This is a genomic window from Actinomadura chibensis NBRC 106107, from assembly GCF_001552135.1.
Taxonomy (GTDB): Bacteria; Actinomycetota; Actinomycetes; order Streptosporangiales; family Streptosporangiaceae; genus Spirillospora; species Spirillospora chibensis.
The window spans coordinates 105589-122050 of record NZ_BCQP01000044.1 but is presented as its reverse complement, the minus strand read 5'-3'; the positions used below and the strand labels follow the sequence as shown (position 1 = coordinate 122050).

General features: G+C 74.6%; 9 protein-coding genes. 2 read left to right on the top strand and 7 right to left on the bottom strand.

The annotated features are described in order from the left end of the window. Positions 1-84 precede the first annotated feature (84 nt). The 7 genes from ACH01S_RS25710 to ACH01S_RS25680 all read right to left on the bottom strand — a co-directional run bounded on the left by ACH01S_RS25710 (position 85) and on the right by ACH01S_RS25680 (position 10309). Positions 85-1401 (bottom strand): hypothetical protein, encoded by a 1317-nt coding sequence (locus tag ACH01S_RS25710; RefSeq protein ID WP_246236617.1) that lies wholly within the window; start codon positions 1399-1401, stop codon positions 85-87. A gap of 50 nt (positions 1402-1451) precedes the next feature. Further along, the gene (locus tag ACH01S_RS25705) at positions 1452-3074 is read right to left on the bottom strand and encodes a polysaccharide biosynthesis C-terminal domain-containing protein (protein WP_067896549.1); all 1623 of its coding nucleotides are present in this window, start codon (positions 3072-3074) and stop codon (positions 1452-1454) included. Continuing rightward, the gene (locus ACH01S_RS25700) at positions 3061-5211 is read right to left on the bottom strand and encodes a tyrosine-protein kinase domain-containing protein (protein ID WP_067896546.1); all 2151 of its coding nucleotides are present in this window, start codon (positions 5209-5211) and stop codon (positions 3061-3063) included. Before ACH01S_RS25700 ends, ACH01S_RS25705 begins: the two co-directional genes overlap by 14 nt. Positions 5212-5291: 80 nt before the next feature. Then, positions 5292-6785, bottom strand: coding sequence for a GumC domain-containing protein (locus ACH01S_RS25695; protein ID WP_067896543.1), 1494 nt, complete (start codon positions 6783-6785; stop codon positions 5292-5294). Between the two features lie 10 nt (positions 6786-6795). Beyond that, the gene (locus tag ACH01S_RS25690) at positions 6796-7680 is read right to left on the bottom strand and encodes a sulfotransferase domain-containing protein (RefSeq protein WP_067896540.1); all 885 of its coding nucleotides are present in this window, start codon (positions 7678-7680) and stop codon (positions 6796-6798) included. Further along, a complete protein-coding gene (locus ACH01S_RS25685; RefSeq protein WP_067896537.1) occupies positions 7677-8912 on the bottom strand; it encodes a hypothetical protein in 1236 nt (411 codons plus the stop codon). Before ACH01S_RS25685 ends, ACH01S_RS25690 begins: the two co-directional genes overlap by 4 nt. Then, positions 8909-10309 (bottom strand): O-antigen ligase family protein, encoded by a 1401-nt coding sequence (locus ACH01S_RS25680; protein WP_083981128.1) that lies wholly within the window; start codon positions 10307-10309, stop codon positions 8909-8911. Before ACH01S_RS25680 ends, ACH01S_RS25685 begins: the two co-directional genes overlap by 4 nt. A gap of 330 nt (positions 10310-10639) precedes the next feature. Between ACH01S_RS25680 and ACH01S_RS25675 the strand changes: the two genes are divergently transcribed. After that, positions 10640-13477 carry a PKD domain-containing protein gene (locus ACH01S_RS25675; RefSeq protein WP_067896534.1) on the top strand — a complete coding sequence of 946 codons (2838 nt, stop codon included), beginning with the start codon at positions 10640-10642 and terminating at the stop codon, positions 13475-13477. Between the two features lie 387 nt (positions 13478-13864). Beyond that, the gene (locus ACH01S_RS25670; RefSeq protein ID WP_067896532.1) at positions 13865-16444 is read left to right on the top strand and encodes an FtsX-like permease family protein; all 2580 of its coding nucleotides are present in this window, start codon (positions 13865-13867) and stop codon (positions 16442-16444) included. The last annotated feature ends 18 nt before the right edge of the window (positions 16445-16462 follow it).

The window sequence follows — 16462 nt, the reverse complement described above, 5'->3', positions numbered from 1 at the left end:
GGGACTCGGCGGGCGCCGCCGTCCCGCCGCAGCCCGCCGCCAGCACGCCGAGCGCGGCGAGCGCGCCCGCGAGACGCGACCTGATCACGCCTTCCGGACGCACGCGAACAGGTGCCTGCGGTAGTTGTCCTCGTAGGGCGGCCGGGCGTCCTCGTCGGGGCCGAGGTCGACGATCTCGTCGAAGCCGGTGTTCTCGCGCAGGAACCGCTCGACGCGGGCCGGGTCCCAGCCGCGCAGCGACTCGGCGAACCACTTCTCGTTGTCCTGGCCGGTGTCGAAGAACAGCACCCGCCCGGTGGCGCGGTCGAGCAGCCTGATCAGCTCCTCCGCGCTCACCGACCCCCGGCCGAGGACGAAGTGGTGGAGCAGGCTGAAGCACGACACGACGTCCCAGTGGCCCTCGTCGTGCCGGCCGAGGAACTCGACCGCGTCGCCGGTGGAGATCACGCCGTCCGGGAGGCCGTACACGGCCTTGCCGAGCGGGACGGCCAGCGGGTCGCGCTCGATCCCCTCCGCCTCGAACCCGCGCCCCGCCATCTGCGACACGAACCAGCCGTAGCAGCTCGCGACGTCCAGGTACCGGCCGCCGGAGACGCCGCGCTCGGCGAGGAACGCGTCCATCTTCGCGAGCCGGTCGGTGCACTGCCGGACGGTCGTCCACCCGGTCTCCAGCTCGGGCGCGTCGATCGGCTGGTACAGCTCGTGGGTGCCGTCGAGCCAGCTCATCTTGAGCAGCAGGTCCTGCAGCGGGGTGGTGACCGGCAGCCACTTCGCGACGACGCTGGTGCCGTCCGCGCCGCTCATCGCCGCGATCGCGAGGCGGTGGTGGCCGTCCAGGATCTGGAACCGGTCCGAGCCGCGGACGGGCGCGACGAGCACCGGGTCCTGCGGGCCGCTCTGCTGCGGGCGCGGCGCCCCTCCCGGGACCTCCTCGCCCCGGTAGCGGGCCACGAACGCGCGGGCCGCCGCGAGGACGCCCGCCGCGTCGGTGCCGCCGAAGTAGTTGCCGCCCGCCTCGATGCAGCGCAGCCCGAGCCGCCCGTAGGCGCTTTCGAGGATCTGCTCGTCGGTCAGGTCGGGGTGCTCGTCGGCGAGCCGCAGCAGGCCGACGTGCGGGCCGTCCAGGAACGGGGTGGACGGCCACAGCATGTCGCCGGTGCGGTCGGCGAACTCGCGGGCGGTCCAGCCGCCCTGCGCGCCGACGAGCAGCTTGTCGAACCGGACGGGCACCTTCCACGGGCGGCGCAGCACGGCGGTCGACACCGCGACGCGCGCCGCCGCGGGGATCGGCAGCGAGCGGCCCGCGTCCACCAGCCGTCCGTACACGGGGCCGCTCGGCGCGAGCCCGCTCTTGCGCAGCACCGCTCGGGACTTGCGGCGCACCTGGTCAATTCCTGTCATGGTCCTCGTGGGGGGACGAGCCCCCCACACCCCCTCGCTCGATCAGTGGTTCAGTTGGTGGCTGGCGTGGTGTCGGCGACCGGCGGGACGGTGACGCCCGCGGGCCCGGATGCGGGTCGGCGGCCCCGCCGCCCCGGCAGCAGGGAGGCGAAGGCGGTCAGGGACAGCCGCTCGCGGCCGACCCACAGGAGGACGAGGTACAGGACCGCGCCCGGGACGAGCCCGGCGGCCAGCGCGGCGGGGCTGGACCCCGCGGCGAGCCGCACGGCCAGCGGCACCGCGGCGAAGCTCACCACCGCCGAGCCGCCCGCCCAGAACAGCCCGGCGCTCGCCGGGGACATGCCGAGGATGCGGCGGACCTGGACGAGCGCCAGCAGCGTCCGGACGAGCAGCCCGGCCGCCCGCGCCGCCGCCGCGCCCGCGATCCCGAACGGCGGGATCAGCAGGACGTTCAGCACCAGGTTCACGGCGAGCGCGGCGCTCTGGTTGACGAGGCTCAGCCCGCTGCGCCCGGCCATCAGCAGCATCACGTCGCGGGCCCCGGTCGCGGTCGCGACCAGCATCGCCATCGCGAGGATCACCGTGACGGTCTCGCCGGTGCCGCGGTACCCGGCGCCGAACGAGGCGACGTACACCGGCGCGCCGACCGCGATCGACAGGTGCACCGGCCAGGCTAGCGCGAGGTTCCAGGACGCGCAGACCGCGAAGATCCGCTGCGCGCCCGTCCGGTCGGACAGCGCCATCAGGCGGCTCACCGCGGGCTGCATGACGTTCTGCACGGCCTGCGTGACGAGCTGGCTGATCACGATGAACCGGGTCGCGGCCGTGTAGATCGCGGCCTCGCGGGGCGAGCTGAGCGCGGCGACGAGGACGATGTCGGCGCGCTGGAACGCCGTCTGGCAGATCTGCGCGAACGCGCGCGGCCCGGTGAACCGCCAGAAGTCGCTCGCGAGCGGCCCCCACGCGGAGCTTGCCGGGTCGGCCTGCGCGGCCGTCGCGGACGGGGCCCGGCCCCGGCGGCTGATCCTGAAGTACCAGAGCGCGGCGATCGCGATGCACGGCAGGTAGGGCGCGGCCCACGCGAACGCCAGCCAGGTCGCGTCGTCGGACAGCACCGCCGCCGCGATCACCCCGGCGACCTGGAGCGTCTGCCGCAGGATCTTGTCGACGAGGACGGTCGGCCGCATCGACCCGTACCCGCGGGTCGCCGCGAGGAGCGCGTCGTGCGCCCCGGCGAGCGGCAGGAACAGCGCCAGCACCCGCACCATCCCGACCGCCTGGCCGGGGTCGTCGGCGCCGATGTGGCCCGCCGTCCACGACGAGGTCGCGGCCAGCACGAGGCCCGCGAGCGCCGCCGTCGCCGCGACCGGGACGAGCGCGACCGGCACCGTGCGCAGCGCCGCCGCCCGGTCGCCGAGCGCGAGGTGCCGGGGCAGCCAGCGCAGCAGCCCCGCGTCCGTGCCGAGCCCGGACACCGCCTGCAGGATGATGAACAGCGACGTCGCGGCGAAGAACGTCCCCGCGATGCGCTGCGAGTACAGGTGCGCGACGAGGAAGACCAGCGCGAGCCCCTGCACGCCGGCGACGGCGGCGCCCACCAGGTTGAGGGCGCCGCCCCTCGCCAGCCTGTTCAGATTGGGCCCGCCGGACGGTTCGGGTTCAGGACCCGGCATGCCGACCCGCTTTGTGCGGCTTCTTCCCGTAGCGGGGCATGCCGGGGCCGGGCTCGGCGGCGGCCGGGCCGTCCGGCGCGTCGTCGGGCTGCTCGGGCGGCATGTACTTGGAGATGTCCTCCTGCGTCCGCGTCGAGGCCGACTCCAGCGCGGCGGCGGCCTCGGCCTGCTCGGCCGCGTCCGCCTCGCCCGGGGCGAGGTCGGACGGCGGGACCGGCGGCTTCGGCGCGACCGGCTTGCCCGGGCCCGCGGGCGGTTCGAGCGCCAGCGGGCCGCGCGGCCGCGCGGACCCCTGCGGCGGGGCGCCGCGCCGCGAGCCGCCCGCCCGGCGCGGCTGCCGGGACGGCGCCTGCCGCGGGTCGCGGGGCTGCTGCTTGATCTGCGGCTGCTGCTTGATCTGCGGGAGGGCCTGGGTGGTGAGGGACGCGGCGTCGGCGTCCTGGTCGTCCTCGTCGCGCGCCCGGCCCGGCCAGTAGCCGCCCTCGTCGGACGGGTCGGGACGGCGCGCGTCCTCCGGGCCGGGCTGCTCGTCCGCCCAGCCGAGGGACGCCTCGCCCGGCACCCGGGTCTCGCCGCTGCCGCGCGCCTCCGCGGGCACCCGCGTCTCGCCGCCGCGCTGCGGCGCGCGGCCCTGCCGCGGCGGCGCGGCCTGGCGCTGCTGCCGCCCGCCGCGCTGCTCCGGCGGCTCCAGCAGGGCGCCGAGCACGGTCACGCCCGCGCGCTCGGCCTCCACGTACGCCTGGCGCAGCTCCTCGCGGGTCGTCACGCCCTGGTTCACGACGAGGACGACCGCGTCCACGAACGTGCAGAGCGCCTGCGCGTCGGCGTCGTGCAGGCTCGCCGCGTTGACGACGAGGTACTCGCTGCGGCGGCGCAGCACCTTCACGGTCTCGCGCATCCGCGGGCCGCTGTAGCGGTGCGCGGCCTCGCGGGCGCGCGGCCCGCGCGGCAGCAGCCGCAGCTGCGAGTCGGTGTGGATCAGCAGGGTGGCCGGGTCGGTGCCGCTGAGCAGCGTGTCCGACAGGCCCTTGCCGGGACGGGCGCCGAACAGCCCCGTCATGTCGGCGTCCTCGGTGGTGGCGTCGATCATGATGGTCTTGGCGCCCGCGAAGGCCAGCGACACCGCGAGGTTGGCGCTCGCCAGCCGGGCGCTGCCGCCCGGCGTCGCGCTCGTGACGAGCAGCGCCACCGGGGTCTGCGGCGCGGTCGCCACGACCGCGGCGCGCAGCCGCCGGTACGCCTCGCCCACCGGGCTCTTCGGCGCGCTGACCAGGGCGAGCGTGTCGCCGCCCGGCCCGCCGGAGGGGATCGTGGCGAGCGCCCGGACGCCGAGCCCCTCGATCGCCTCGGCGTTGCGCAGCCGCTGGTTCAGCCGCTCCCGGAGCAGCATGATCACGAACCCGGCGACGAGGCCGAGCAGCAGCCCGCCCGCGCCGTACATCGCGGGCCGGATGATGCCGGGGCCGCTCGGCGCGGCCGCCGGGGTGATGACCTGGCCCGGGTCGATCGGGGTGCTCGCGATGTCGTTGGACTGCTCGTCGATGACGCCGAGCTGGTTCGTGTAGGCGGTGATCCGCTGCGCGATCGTCGCCTTCTTCGACCCGGTCGAGATCGCCAGCTCGCGGTTGGCCTGCTGGAGCTGCCGCTCCACCTTCGCCGCCTGCGCCTTGAGCTTGGTGAGCTGGTTGTTGACCACGCTCTGCGCGCGCTGCGTCCGGTACTCCAGGTAGGCGTCGGCGAACGCCTGCGCGCCCGCGCGGGCGTCGCCGGAGTCGCCCGTCGTGTAGGTGAGGCTGAGCACCTGCGTGTTCGGCGGGGCGGAGACGCCGATGGTCCCCTCCGCCTTGTGCCCGAGCTTCTTAGCGACAATCTGGGCGACGCCGTCGGTGGCGACGAGCTGCGCCTCGGTCTGGAGGTTCACGAGGTCGTCGCCGCGCCCCTCGGGCGAGTACGGGTTGCCCTCAAGGGGGGTGACGAGGACGGTCGCCGTCGCCTTGTACGGCGGCGGGATCACGATCTCCAGGGCGATGCCCGCGCCCGCCCCGACCAGGCCGAGGACGATCAGCACCGCCGCGTACCGCCGGATCAGGGACAGGAGCTGCCCCCCCTGCGGGTCTGCCGTCTGGTCAGCTCCCACGACGAATCCCCTCATCGATCCGCGGATGTCTTTTCATCACGACTTTAACCGCGCGTTGCACATGGACGGTTCCGTTCATCTCAACCTCGTCCGGGAGCCGGGGCTCGGTTCTGCGGCCGCGCCGGAGGGCGGGCCGGGGGCCGGGACGGGGTGCGCCGCGCGGTCCGGGGGGCCGGGCCCGCGGGCGCGGGGGAGGTCAGCACGATGGCGCGGGCCGGGTTCGCGGACTGGTCGAGGGCCAGCACGCCGCTCGCGACCTCCCGGTCGAGCGCGCGGCCCCGTTCCACCACGACCAGGACGAGGTCGCTGGCGGCGGCGGCCGCGATCGTGTCGGCGCCGGTGATGTCGGGCGTCGTGATGACGACGACGCGCGACTCGCGGCCTGCCTTGTCGACGGCGCGGGTGAGCTGCCGGTCGTCGTCGCTGCGCACCAGCCGGACGCCGAACGTGCGGGGGACGGGGTCCGGCGACGGCGGCTCGGCGTCGCCGTCCCCGGCGATGCGCAGCACGGTCGACGCCGAGCCGCCCTCGGTGCACAGCTCGGCCAGCTCGTAGGCCAGTTCGGTGCCCGCCGTGCCCGGCACCCCGGCGACCAGCACCGTCCGCGCCTCGGCGTCGAAGACGAGGTTGCGCAGGCGGCGGCACACCTCGCGGTGCCCGCCGCCGAGCGTGCTCGCCTCCACCATGATCGGCAGCCGGGCGTGCAGCCGGATGTCGGCGGGCCGCCGGATGCGCCGCGGCCGGGTCTCGCGCAGCAGGACGAACGCGATCCAGGCGAGCAGGCCGAGGCCGATTCCGGTCGCGACGGACACGTCCCGGTTCGGGTCGTCGCGGTGCCGCGGCAGCGTGGCGGCGCGCAGCACCTCGCCCGGCTGCTCGGCCCTGCTCTTCAGCCCGGAGATCTGCTGCTGGACGTCCCGGATCTGCTTCATGATCGCCTGGCGGCGGGTGCGGGTGGTGACGCGGCGCAGCTCGTCCTCGTCGCCGGGGAGGGCGTCGAGCTGCGTCTTCAGCAAGTTGAGGTTCTGCTCCAGCGCCGTCCGGTTGCGTTCCTGGAGCTGGCCGAGGATCCGGGCCCGCAGGCTCAGGTACGCCTCCGCGACGACGGCGGCGCCGTCGCGCGCGGTCCGCGGCGACCGGGCCCGGACGCCGATCGTGAACACGTGCGTGTTGGACGGCACGCTCAGGTCGACGCGCTTGCGCAGCTCGTCGCGCGAGGCGTGGAAGCCCGGCTTCGTCGCCAGCGTGGACAGGACGCTGTCGGACCAGACGAGCTGCGCCTCGGTGTCCATCGTCGTCTCGCGCGGGTTGCGCTTGTTGGTGTCGATCGACGACCCGATGTTGATGCCCGGGTGCAGCGCGACCGGCGGCGCCAGCACCGAGATGTTCGCGGTGTAGGTCGCCGGGGTCAGCGCGACCTTCGCGCCGCCGAGCGCGCAGCCCGCCACCACCGCGATCACCAGTGCCGCGAGGTGCCGCCGGACGGCGCCCGCGTACCGGGTCACGGGGATCGAGTCCGGCGCGAGCGGGGGTTCCGCCTGCACGCTGGACGGGCCGAGGGTGCGCTTGCTCATCGCCGCCGGGTCACCGTGCCCTCCGCCGCCAGGCGGGCTCAGCGCCGAGCAGGGCGGCGAGCTTGTCGTCCCAGGGGGCGTAGTGGTCGGCCAGCCGGCGGTGCAGGTGGTCGGGCAGCGGCGAGCCGGGACGCGCGTTGTGCCGCTCGAACGACTCGGGCCGCCACGGGGGCAGGCCGAGGAATTCGAGGATCGCGTCGTAGCAGGGTTCGGGCTCGGCGAAGAAGTCCTCGGCGTAGGCGACGTGGACGCGGTCGCGGCCGAACAGCTCGAACAGCCGTCCGATCTGGTCGGCGTACTGGCCCCGGTCTACGTAGGAGTGGTGCCGGTGGGCGTGGCTGACGTACGCCGGGTCGGCCTTGATCTTCTCGACCTCGCCCGCGAGCCGCTCGGCCTCCAGGTCGAGCGCCCGCTCGAACGGCTCGGTCTCGAAGCCGCGGGCCAGCTCGTGCTTGTGCGCCGAGTACGCGCGGATCACCGGGTCGCGGAGCAGCGCGACCAGCCTCACGCCCGGCAGGTCGCGGGCGATGCGCTCGGGGGCCAGCGGGTGGTGCATGTAGTACCCGGCCGACTCGAACGCCAGCGGCCGCGCGTCCGGCATCGCCGCGGCGACGCGCCGCTCGGCGAGCGCCCGCACCGGGAAGTGCCCCTGGTACCAGCCGAGGCCGCGCGGGTAGTTCACGTCGAAGTAGTGGACGCCCTTGTGGAAGTTCGGCTGGACGACCGCCGGGTGCGCGGCGAGCGCCCGGAACAGCGACGTGGTCCCGCCGCGCTGCGTCCCGACCATGAGGAAGGCGGGCAGGATCCGGCTTGCGGAGGTGAGGCGGCCGCCCGCCCGGGTGGCGGCGCGTCCGGCCTCCTTGACCCACTGCGGGGCGTCACGGCGTGAGATCACGGGTTCCTCCCGGGGTCGGTCGCGGTGGAGTGGAGCAGGGCGAGCAGGCGCTCGGCGTCGGCGCGCAGCGGCTCGCCGATCGGCTCCTGGGCGGCCAGCAGGTAGCGGCGGCACAGCTCCAGCAGGTACAGCCGGACGGTCGCGTCCGCCGCCGCGCCGGTCAGCCCGAGCGGCTCCAGGACGGCGGCGGCGCCGTCCGGCCACGTCGCGTAGGGCGGGCCCGCCGCGGTGCGCATGGCCTCCTGGAGGCGGTAGTGCAGCAGGTCGAAGCCGTTCGGGACGCCGCGCCCGAAGCGCTCCCAGTCCCACAGGCGCAGGACGCCGCGGTGCCAGGCCATGTTCCAGGGCGTCCAGTCGCCGTGCCAGGCGCCGAAGTCGAGGGGGACGTCGCCGTGCGCCTCGCCGGTACGTTCCACGACCTCGCCGAACCGGGCGCGCCGCCCGTCGTCCAGGACCTCGTCGACGCTCGCGGCGGTCGCGGCCCAGAAGGGGCTGTCGCGCAGCGGCGCCCGCTCGACGCCGCCGACCTCGAACAGCGCCCGCATCTCCGCGACCGGGGCCCGGCCGCGCGGGCGCCAGCCGCGCGCGCTCGTCGGCAGCGGCTCCAGGACGAGCAGGTCGAGCGCCCGCCACGTGCCGTGGTGCAGCAGCCGGGGGACGTGGATCCGGCCGTCCAGCCGCCCGTCCAGGTAGGCGAGCGCCTCGGCCTCCCCGGCGAGCAGGCCGCGCGCCGTGCCCGTGTCGCCGACCTTGACGAAGGCGACCGGCTCCCCGCCGGGCGACAGCACGTGCAGGATCGGCTTGCGGTTCGCGCGGGCGCTGCCGAGCCCGATGCTGACCACGACCGGGCGGCCGAGCAGCTCGGCGAGCCGGTCCTCGATGGACGGCCCGCCGCCGGTGATGCGCAGGCGGTCCTTCAGCGTCCGCTCCGGGAGGCCGGTGCGGACCGCGGTCGCGGTGAGGCCGCGCGACACGCGCTGCCTGACGCCGAGGTCGTGGCTGTAGCGGCGCAGCGCGCTCGCCGCCGCGCCCGGCAGCCCGGCCGGGACGAGCAGCCGCGGGTGCTCGGCGTCCGGCAGGAACGCCAGCTCGCGGCGGGCGCCGCCGGACCGGCCCGGCCCGACGGCGGTGACGTCGGCGTCCGGCCACAGCTCCCGGGCGGCGTCGATCCAGGCGTCCCGGACCCGCTCGCCCGCCCGCTCGCCCGCCTGCTCACCGGCCTGGGCGCTCATCGGGACGTCCCGGCCGTCAGCGCCCGCGCGAACGGGTGCACCTGGCCGCCGACGGCGTCCCGCCTGGCCCGCCACATCAGCGCCACCGCGATCATCACCGTGTACAGCGGTACCTCCACCATGTCGTAAGTGATCATGAAAAGGGCGAGGGCGATCAGCACGGAGCACCCCGCGAGCGAGTAGGCGCCGCGATCCCGCCAGTGCCGGAAGAAGCGGATGAGGAAGAACGCGGAGAACGCGACCGTCCCGACCAGGCCGTTGGCGAACAGCAGCAGCCACAGGTGGCCCTGCGTGCCGAGCGGCGGGGAGCCGCACGCCTTGCAGCCCTCCTTGTCGCCGCCGGAGACCTGGCCGAGGTCGCCCTGCACGTTGCGGGTCGAGCCGAACCCGACGATCGGCGACCCGGCCAGCGCGCTGCGCGTCGTCTCCTCGGCGAGCATGGTGCGGCGGTTGTTGCTGTGCGGGTTGTCCAGCCGGTCCTGGACGAGCCCCGGCAGCGGCGACAGCGCGACGACGATCGCCCCGGCGGCGGCCATCCCGGCCGTCCAGGCGATCACCCGCGGGCCGCCCACCTGGATGAGCTTGACCACCCCGAACAGCCCGATCGCGCCGAGCGCGCCCCACAGGCCCCGGTTCAGCGAGTACACGACCGGCCACAGCGACGCGGCGAGGATCGCGAACCCGGCGATCCGGCGCCGCGGCTTCGCGCGCAGGATCCAGGTCAGCAGGAAGTACGGCAGGAAGAACGCGTACGCGGCGCCCCAGGTGTTGGCGTAGGCGAACGGCGCCATCGGCCGCGACTGCTCGAAGCCGAGGATCGACTCGATGTCGGCGACCTTCGGATGGACGATGTCGCGCACGAAGGAGTTGCTCGTCAGCCCGTGCGGCAGCACCATCTCCATCGGCGACGTCAGCTGGATGGACGGGAAGAACGAGCCGATCAGGCCGCCCACCGTCGTCACGATGAACATGTAGCCGAGCAGCTTGCCGATCCGCCCGGACGGCAGGTCGCGCTCGCTCAGGTTGCCGATGTACAGCAGGACGACCGTGAACGAGATGTACCAGGCGAGCCGCCACCCGTAGACCAGCAGCCTGCTGAACCCGCCGCCCGGCTCGGCGAGCGGGGCGTCCGCCCACAGCACGAGCAGGCCGAGCACGACCCACACCAGGAAGAACAGCCACGCCGCGAACCCGAAGGGCGCGACCAGCGTGCCGCGCCGCCGCCACAGCGTCATCGCCATCGGCACCGTCATCACGAGCAGCACCACGTTGGCGAGGCCGAGGATCCACCACAGCGGGAAGCCGAGGAACGCGACGCTGAGCGGCCAGCCCGGCCGCAGCCGCCACGGCAGCAGCCGCGGCGGCGCGAGGGGCGTGCTCCCCGCGATCCCTCGCATCCCGGTCAATCAACGCTCCGTTCCCCTGGCCGCACCATCGGGTGCGCGGACGCCGCCGGGTGCCCGGACCGCCCGCCCGCCCGCGGGCGCACCGCCGCGACTGGTGGACGTCCGCCCCACTGCCAGGGACGACAGCGGAGCGTGGCCGTTTTCGGCCACTATTTCCGGTCGTCCGAAGGGGGGTGAGAGGCGTCCTCCCGAGGTGCGCAGCGTACCCTGCGGGGCACGCTGGCCGTTCTCGCGGACCCGCGGCACGGCGCCGGTCACCTTCACGCGCACAATACGACACATCACAGGGCAGCTTTGCCTCGACTTTGCACGGAGGGCTTGATGGGCAGACGCAGGTGGGGGGCCTTCGCCGCCGGGGCGGTGCTGGCGCTGGGAACGCTGACGGGCCTCGCCGTCGCCGTCCCGGCGCAGGCCGACCAGCGGGGATCCGAACCCGGGCACGGGCGCGTCGTCAGCGCCGACCCGGCGGATCACACCCCGCACGTCGTCGACGGGGACGTGCGGTCGATCATCAAGATCGGCTCCAAGATCTACGTGGGGGGTTCCTTCACCCAGGTGAAGGAGGCGGGCTCGAACAAGCCGGTGCTGACCCGCAACCGGCTGTTCGCCTTCGACGCCGGCACCGGTGCGATCGACCAGAACTTCACGCCCAGCCTCAACAAGGGCGAGGCCAGCGTCCTGCTGCCCGCCCCGGACGGCCAGTCGATCTACGTCGGCGGCAGCTTCAGCGAGATCAACGGCGTCCGGCACTTCGTGCTCGCCCGGATCAGCGCGCAGACCGGCGCCCCGATCGCCGCGTTCAACCCGCAGCTCGACGCCCGCGTCCGCGACCTCCGGTTCGCCGGCGGCCGGCTCTACGTCGGCGGCACCTTCACCACGGCGGGCGGCGCCGCCCGCGTCGCGCTCGCCACGCTCGACCCGCAGACCGGCGCCCGCGACGACTTCGTCGACCTGTCCTTCGCCGGGACGCAGACCGGCGACGGCGTCACCACGATGTACAAGTTCGACATCAGCCCCGACGGGTCCAAGCTCGTCGGCGTCGGCAACTTCAGCTCGGTCGCCGGCAGCACCCGCCGGCAGATCGTCATGCTGGACCTCACCGGCCAGTCCGCGCAGCTCGCGAACTGGGACACCGTCCGCTACGCCGACCAGTGCTCCCAGTCGTTCGACACTTACATGCGCGACGTCGAGTTCTCGCCGGACGGCAAGTACTTCGTCGTGACGACCACCGGCGCCTACGGCGGCTCCGCGAAGCTGTGCGACACCCAGGCGCGCTGGGAGAGCGGCGCGACCGGCGGCGGCCAGCAGCCCACCTGGGTGAACTTCACCGGCGGCGACACCACCTACGCCGTCGAGATCACCGACACCGCGGTCTACACGGGCGGCCACTTCCGCTGGGCCAACAACCCGTTCGCGGGCGACCGTCCCGGCCAGGGCGCCGTCGGCCGTGAGGGCATCGTCGCGCTCGACCCCGTCAGCGGGCTTCCGTTCAGCTGGAACCCCGGCCGCGACAAGGGCGTCGGCGTGTTCGACATGCTCGCCACCGACGAGGGCCTGTGGGTCGGCAGCGACACCGACAACATCGGCGGCGAGTACCACCAGAAGCTCGCCCTGATGCCCATCACCGGCGGGAAGACCGTCCCGAACCTCGTCCCCGGCAAGCTTCCCGGGAACGTCTACTACGCGGGCGGCACCGGCTTCGGCGCGCAGAACTACCTCAAGCACCGCTCGTTCGACGGGACGACCGCCGGCGCCGAGGTGAACGACAACACGGGCGGCGTCGACTGGCGGCAGGCCCGCGGCGCGTTCATGCTCAACGGCGAGCTGTTCTACGGCGGGTCCGACGGCACGTTCCGCCGCCGCACCTTCGACGGGACGGCGCTCGGCACCCCCACCACCATCAACACCGCCGACCAGCTCGCCTCGATGACGACCTGGCACAGCCAGGTGCCGAACATCACCGGCATGTTCTACTACAAGGGCCGGATCTACTACACGCGCGGGACGTCCGCGCTGTACTACCGGACCTTCAACCCCGAGAGCAACGTCGTCGGCGCCCTTGAGTCCACCGCCGTCGGCAACCTCCCGGGCATGAACTGGTCGTCGGTCGGCGGCATGTTCGTCGACGGGGGCAACCTCTACTACGTCAGCAACAGCAGCGGCAGGCTGTACCGCGTCGCGTTCTCCGAGGCGGGCGTGCCCTCCGGCAACAGCACCCAGGTGAGCACCGCCGACTGGCGCGGACGCACCGTGTTCGTCTACGCGGGCACGCCGAACCAGGCGCCGACCGCCGCGTTCACGGCCAACTGCGACGCGCTCGACTGCTCGTTCAACGCCGCCGGGTCCTCCGACGAGGACGGCACCATCGCGTCCTACGCGTGGGACTTCGGCGACGGCAAGGACGGCACCGGCGCGACGCCGCAGCACGCCTACGAGCAGGCCGGCACCTACACCGTCAAGCTGACGGTGACCGACAACCGCGGCGGCACGGGCACGAAGACGCAGGACGTCACGGTGGCGCCGAACCAGGCGAACATCGGGTTCCGCGGCGGGTCGGGCGGCAACGCCAACGTCAAGACCGCGTACGCGCAGGTCCCGCCGACCGTCCAGCCCGGCGACGGCCTGATCATGGTGCTGACCTTCAACAGCAGCACCGCGACGCTGGCGACCCCGCCGTCCGGGTGGACGCAGGTCGACACGCAGTCGGTGGGCGGCGCCACGTCCGTCCTCTGGAAGCGGGTCGCGCAGGCCGGTGACGCCGGAACCCAGGTCAACGTCGGCCTGAGCGACTACACCAAGGCCGACATCCGGCTGCTGGCGTACGAGAACACCAACGCCACCGACCCGGTCGCGGCCGTGGCCAAGGGCGTCGACGGCGGCACCGTCACCGACCACACCAGCCCGACCGCCACCGTCGGCGAGTTCGGCGCCTGGGCGGTGACGTACTGGGGTGACAAGTCGTCCTCGACCACGTCGTGGACGGCCCCGGCCGGCGTCACGTCCCGCGGCACCGGCATCGGCTCCGGCGGCGGCCGCATCACCTCGCTGGTCGTCGACAGCAACGGCACCGTCGCCACCGGCGGCTACGGAGGCAAGACGGCGACCACCGACGCCGCCAGCCGCGCCGCGATGTGGACGATCATCCTGGCGCGTAAGTAAGCCCAGGGGGGCGACCCCCTGGAACCCCCGTTACGAACGGCGGGGTGTTTCCCGAGGCCGCGTTCGCGGCTCGGAAAACGCCCCGCCGTTCGGCGTGTGGGGCGGCCTTCGGCGCTGGGGCGCCGAAGGCCGCCCCACACGTTTCCCGGCTCAGGTTCGGTCCGAGAGGGGCTAATCGTGCTCGGGCGTTGACGATCCTTCCTTCTTTGGGAGGAGGGGGGACTAGAAGCGCTCGATATAGTCTTAGTTGAGACTATCTTTGGTGGCCTTAGTTCCTTGCGGGGTGTTCGTGGTGGGTGAGCGGGGTCTGTTTCTCGTCGGTGGGGCGGTCTTGGGGGAGTTGGGTGCGCTGGTCGTCGGGCACGTGCGTGTGGGTGGGAGGGGCCGGTGAGCGTTGTGTGGCTCATTGCGCGTCGCTCGGTCGTCGAGGGCTGGGGGCGGTTGGTCGCCACGTTGCTGGCCGCGCTCGGGTCGGTCGCGCTCATCGCGGGCTCGCTTCAGTTCGCGCTGCGCACGCAGGACGCGGTAGCGGGCAGCGACGCCAGCGAATACTTCCGCGCGGACGTGCTCGTGCGCGGCGGGACCGTGGACCCCGACGACCCGTACGCGCCGTCCGGCGGCCGGATCCGCGCGGACGCGATCGCGTCGCTGCCGGGGGTGGCGGCGGCCGCCGGGGACGCCGCCGTGCCCGTGACGGCCGCCCGCCCGGACGGGAAGCCGATCACGGCGGCGGCCGAGGGCCGCACGCTGCTGCGTCCCTGGGTGGCCGACCCGAGGCTGAATCCCTACCGGCTGGCGGACGGCCGCGCCCCCGCCGCCGGCGAGGTGGCGGTCGTCCGGCACATGGCGCGGGCCGGGAGGCTGCGCGCCGGAGACACCCTGACGCTGACGCTGCCCCGCGAGACGCGCCGGGTGCGGGTCGCCGGGATCGTCACCGTCCAGGGGCGCGACGCGGTGGCCGCCGGTGACCTGGTGCTGGCCCCGCCCGAGACCGTCCGGCGCGCCGCCCTGCTGCCCGCGGGGAGCTGGCAAAGCGTCTGGTTGAAGGCCGCCCCGGGCACGTCCGCCGACCGGCTGCGCGGGGAGCTCGCCGCGCGCCTCGGCGGTGCGGCGACCGTGAGCACCGCCGCGTCGGTGCGGCGCGCGCAGGCCGACGCCGCGGCGAGCGAGGGCGCGTCGGTCGCCGGGGTGATCGGCATGCTGGCCGCCGTGGCGATCTTCGTCGGGCTGTTCGTCGTGGCCAACACCTTCGGCACGCTGGTGCGGCAGCGGACCCGGCGGCTGGCCCTGCTCGCCGCGATCGGCGCCACGCCGAGGCAGGTGAAGCGGCTGATCCGGCTGGAGGCGCTGGTGCTCGGCGCGATCGCGTCGGCGGGCGGCGTCGCCGCGGGCTTCCCGATGTCCGCGCTGCTCACCCGGCTGTTCGCGCGGGACGGCTTCGACGTCTCCGCCGCCGGGGCGCAGTTCGGCTGGGTCGCGCTCGGCGTCCCGGCCGCCGCCGGGATAGCGGTCACCCAGGCCGCCGCCTGGCGGGCGGCCCGCCGCGCCGCTGGCGTCCCGCCCGTCCAGGCGCTGCGCGGCACCGCCGCCGAGCCGCGTGAGCGCCGCCTGCCCCGGGTGCTGGCCGCCGCCGCGATCCTCCTCGGCGCGGGGTTCTGGTTCGCGGTCGGCGCCGCCGTCCGCGCCAGCGACCCGCCGGGCCCGGACCGCACGTTCGCCGTCTCCCTGATGGTCCTGTTCGGCTCGCTGGCGGCCATGGCCGCGCTGGCCGTCCTCACCCCGCTGTTCGTCCGGCCGCTGGGCGGGCTGGTGGGCCGCGTCGGGACGCTCGTCAGCGCCGAGACCGGATGGCTGGCGCGCGCCACCATCACCCGCAGCCCGCGCCGCGTCTCCGCCGCCGCCTCGTCGCTGATGCTGGGCGTCGCGCTGGTGTCGTCCGTCGCGCTCGTGACGGTGTCCGTCCACGACCGCTTCGCGGAGGCGGGACGGGAGGTCATGGCGGCCGAGCACGCCGTCGCGGCGACCGCCAGGACCGCCGAGGGCGCCCCCGCGCCGCTGTCGCGGGACGTGGCGGCCCGGGTCGCGGCCGCACCGGGCGTCTCGCGGTCGGCGGCGCTGACCCGGACGGAGGTCAGGCTCGTGTCGCCCGACCGGTCCGCTGAGGACGAGCCGTTCCGCTTCGCGGTGACGGGCGCCGAGCAGGCCGGGCTGCGCGACGTCCTGCGGCTGGGCGGCCGACCGCGCGCGCTCCGTCCCGGTCAGATCGCGCTGTCGTCGAACGTCATGAAGGAGCGCGGGCTCCGGCGCGGCGAGCGGATCGTCGTGCGGGGCGCGCAGGGCCGGGCCGCGCTCACCGTCGCGGACGCCTTCCACGACCCGTCCCACCTGTTCGCCGAGCAGGCGCTCGTGGCGCCCGCGACGATGGACGCGCTCGACGCCAACGCGGCGACCCAGGTCGTCCTCGTGCGGGGCGGCTCCCCGGACGCCCTGGCGCGGGCGCTGGCCGGAGCGCCCGGCGTCCGGGTCCTCGACCGCGACGCCTACGTGGCGGAGGCGTCGGCGTCGCTCACCCGGGCGCTGCGCGCGACGTACGGCTTCGTCGGCATGGCCCTCCTGCTGGCCCTGTTCGGGATGGCGACCACGGTGTCGATGAGCATCGCCGAGCGGATGAGGGAGTTCGGGCTGCTCGGCGCCGTGGGCGCGACCGCGCGGCAGATCCGCTCGATCGTCCGCTGGGAGGCGGCGACCGTGGTCGTCCTCGGCACGGTCCTCGGCTTCGCGGTCGCGACGGGGACGCTGACGCTGCTGCACGTGGCGACCGGCAGCTCGTTCCTGCGCCCGGCCCCGCCCTGGTGGCTGTTCCCCCTGGTGACGGCGGCAGCGGCGACGGCGACCCTGGCGACCTCGACCCTCCCCGCCCGCCACGCAGCGAACGTCCCCGTCCTCACAGCCGCCAAGACAGAGTGACCGACGAGCCCACCTTCT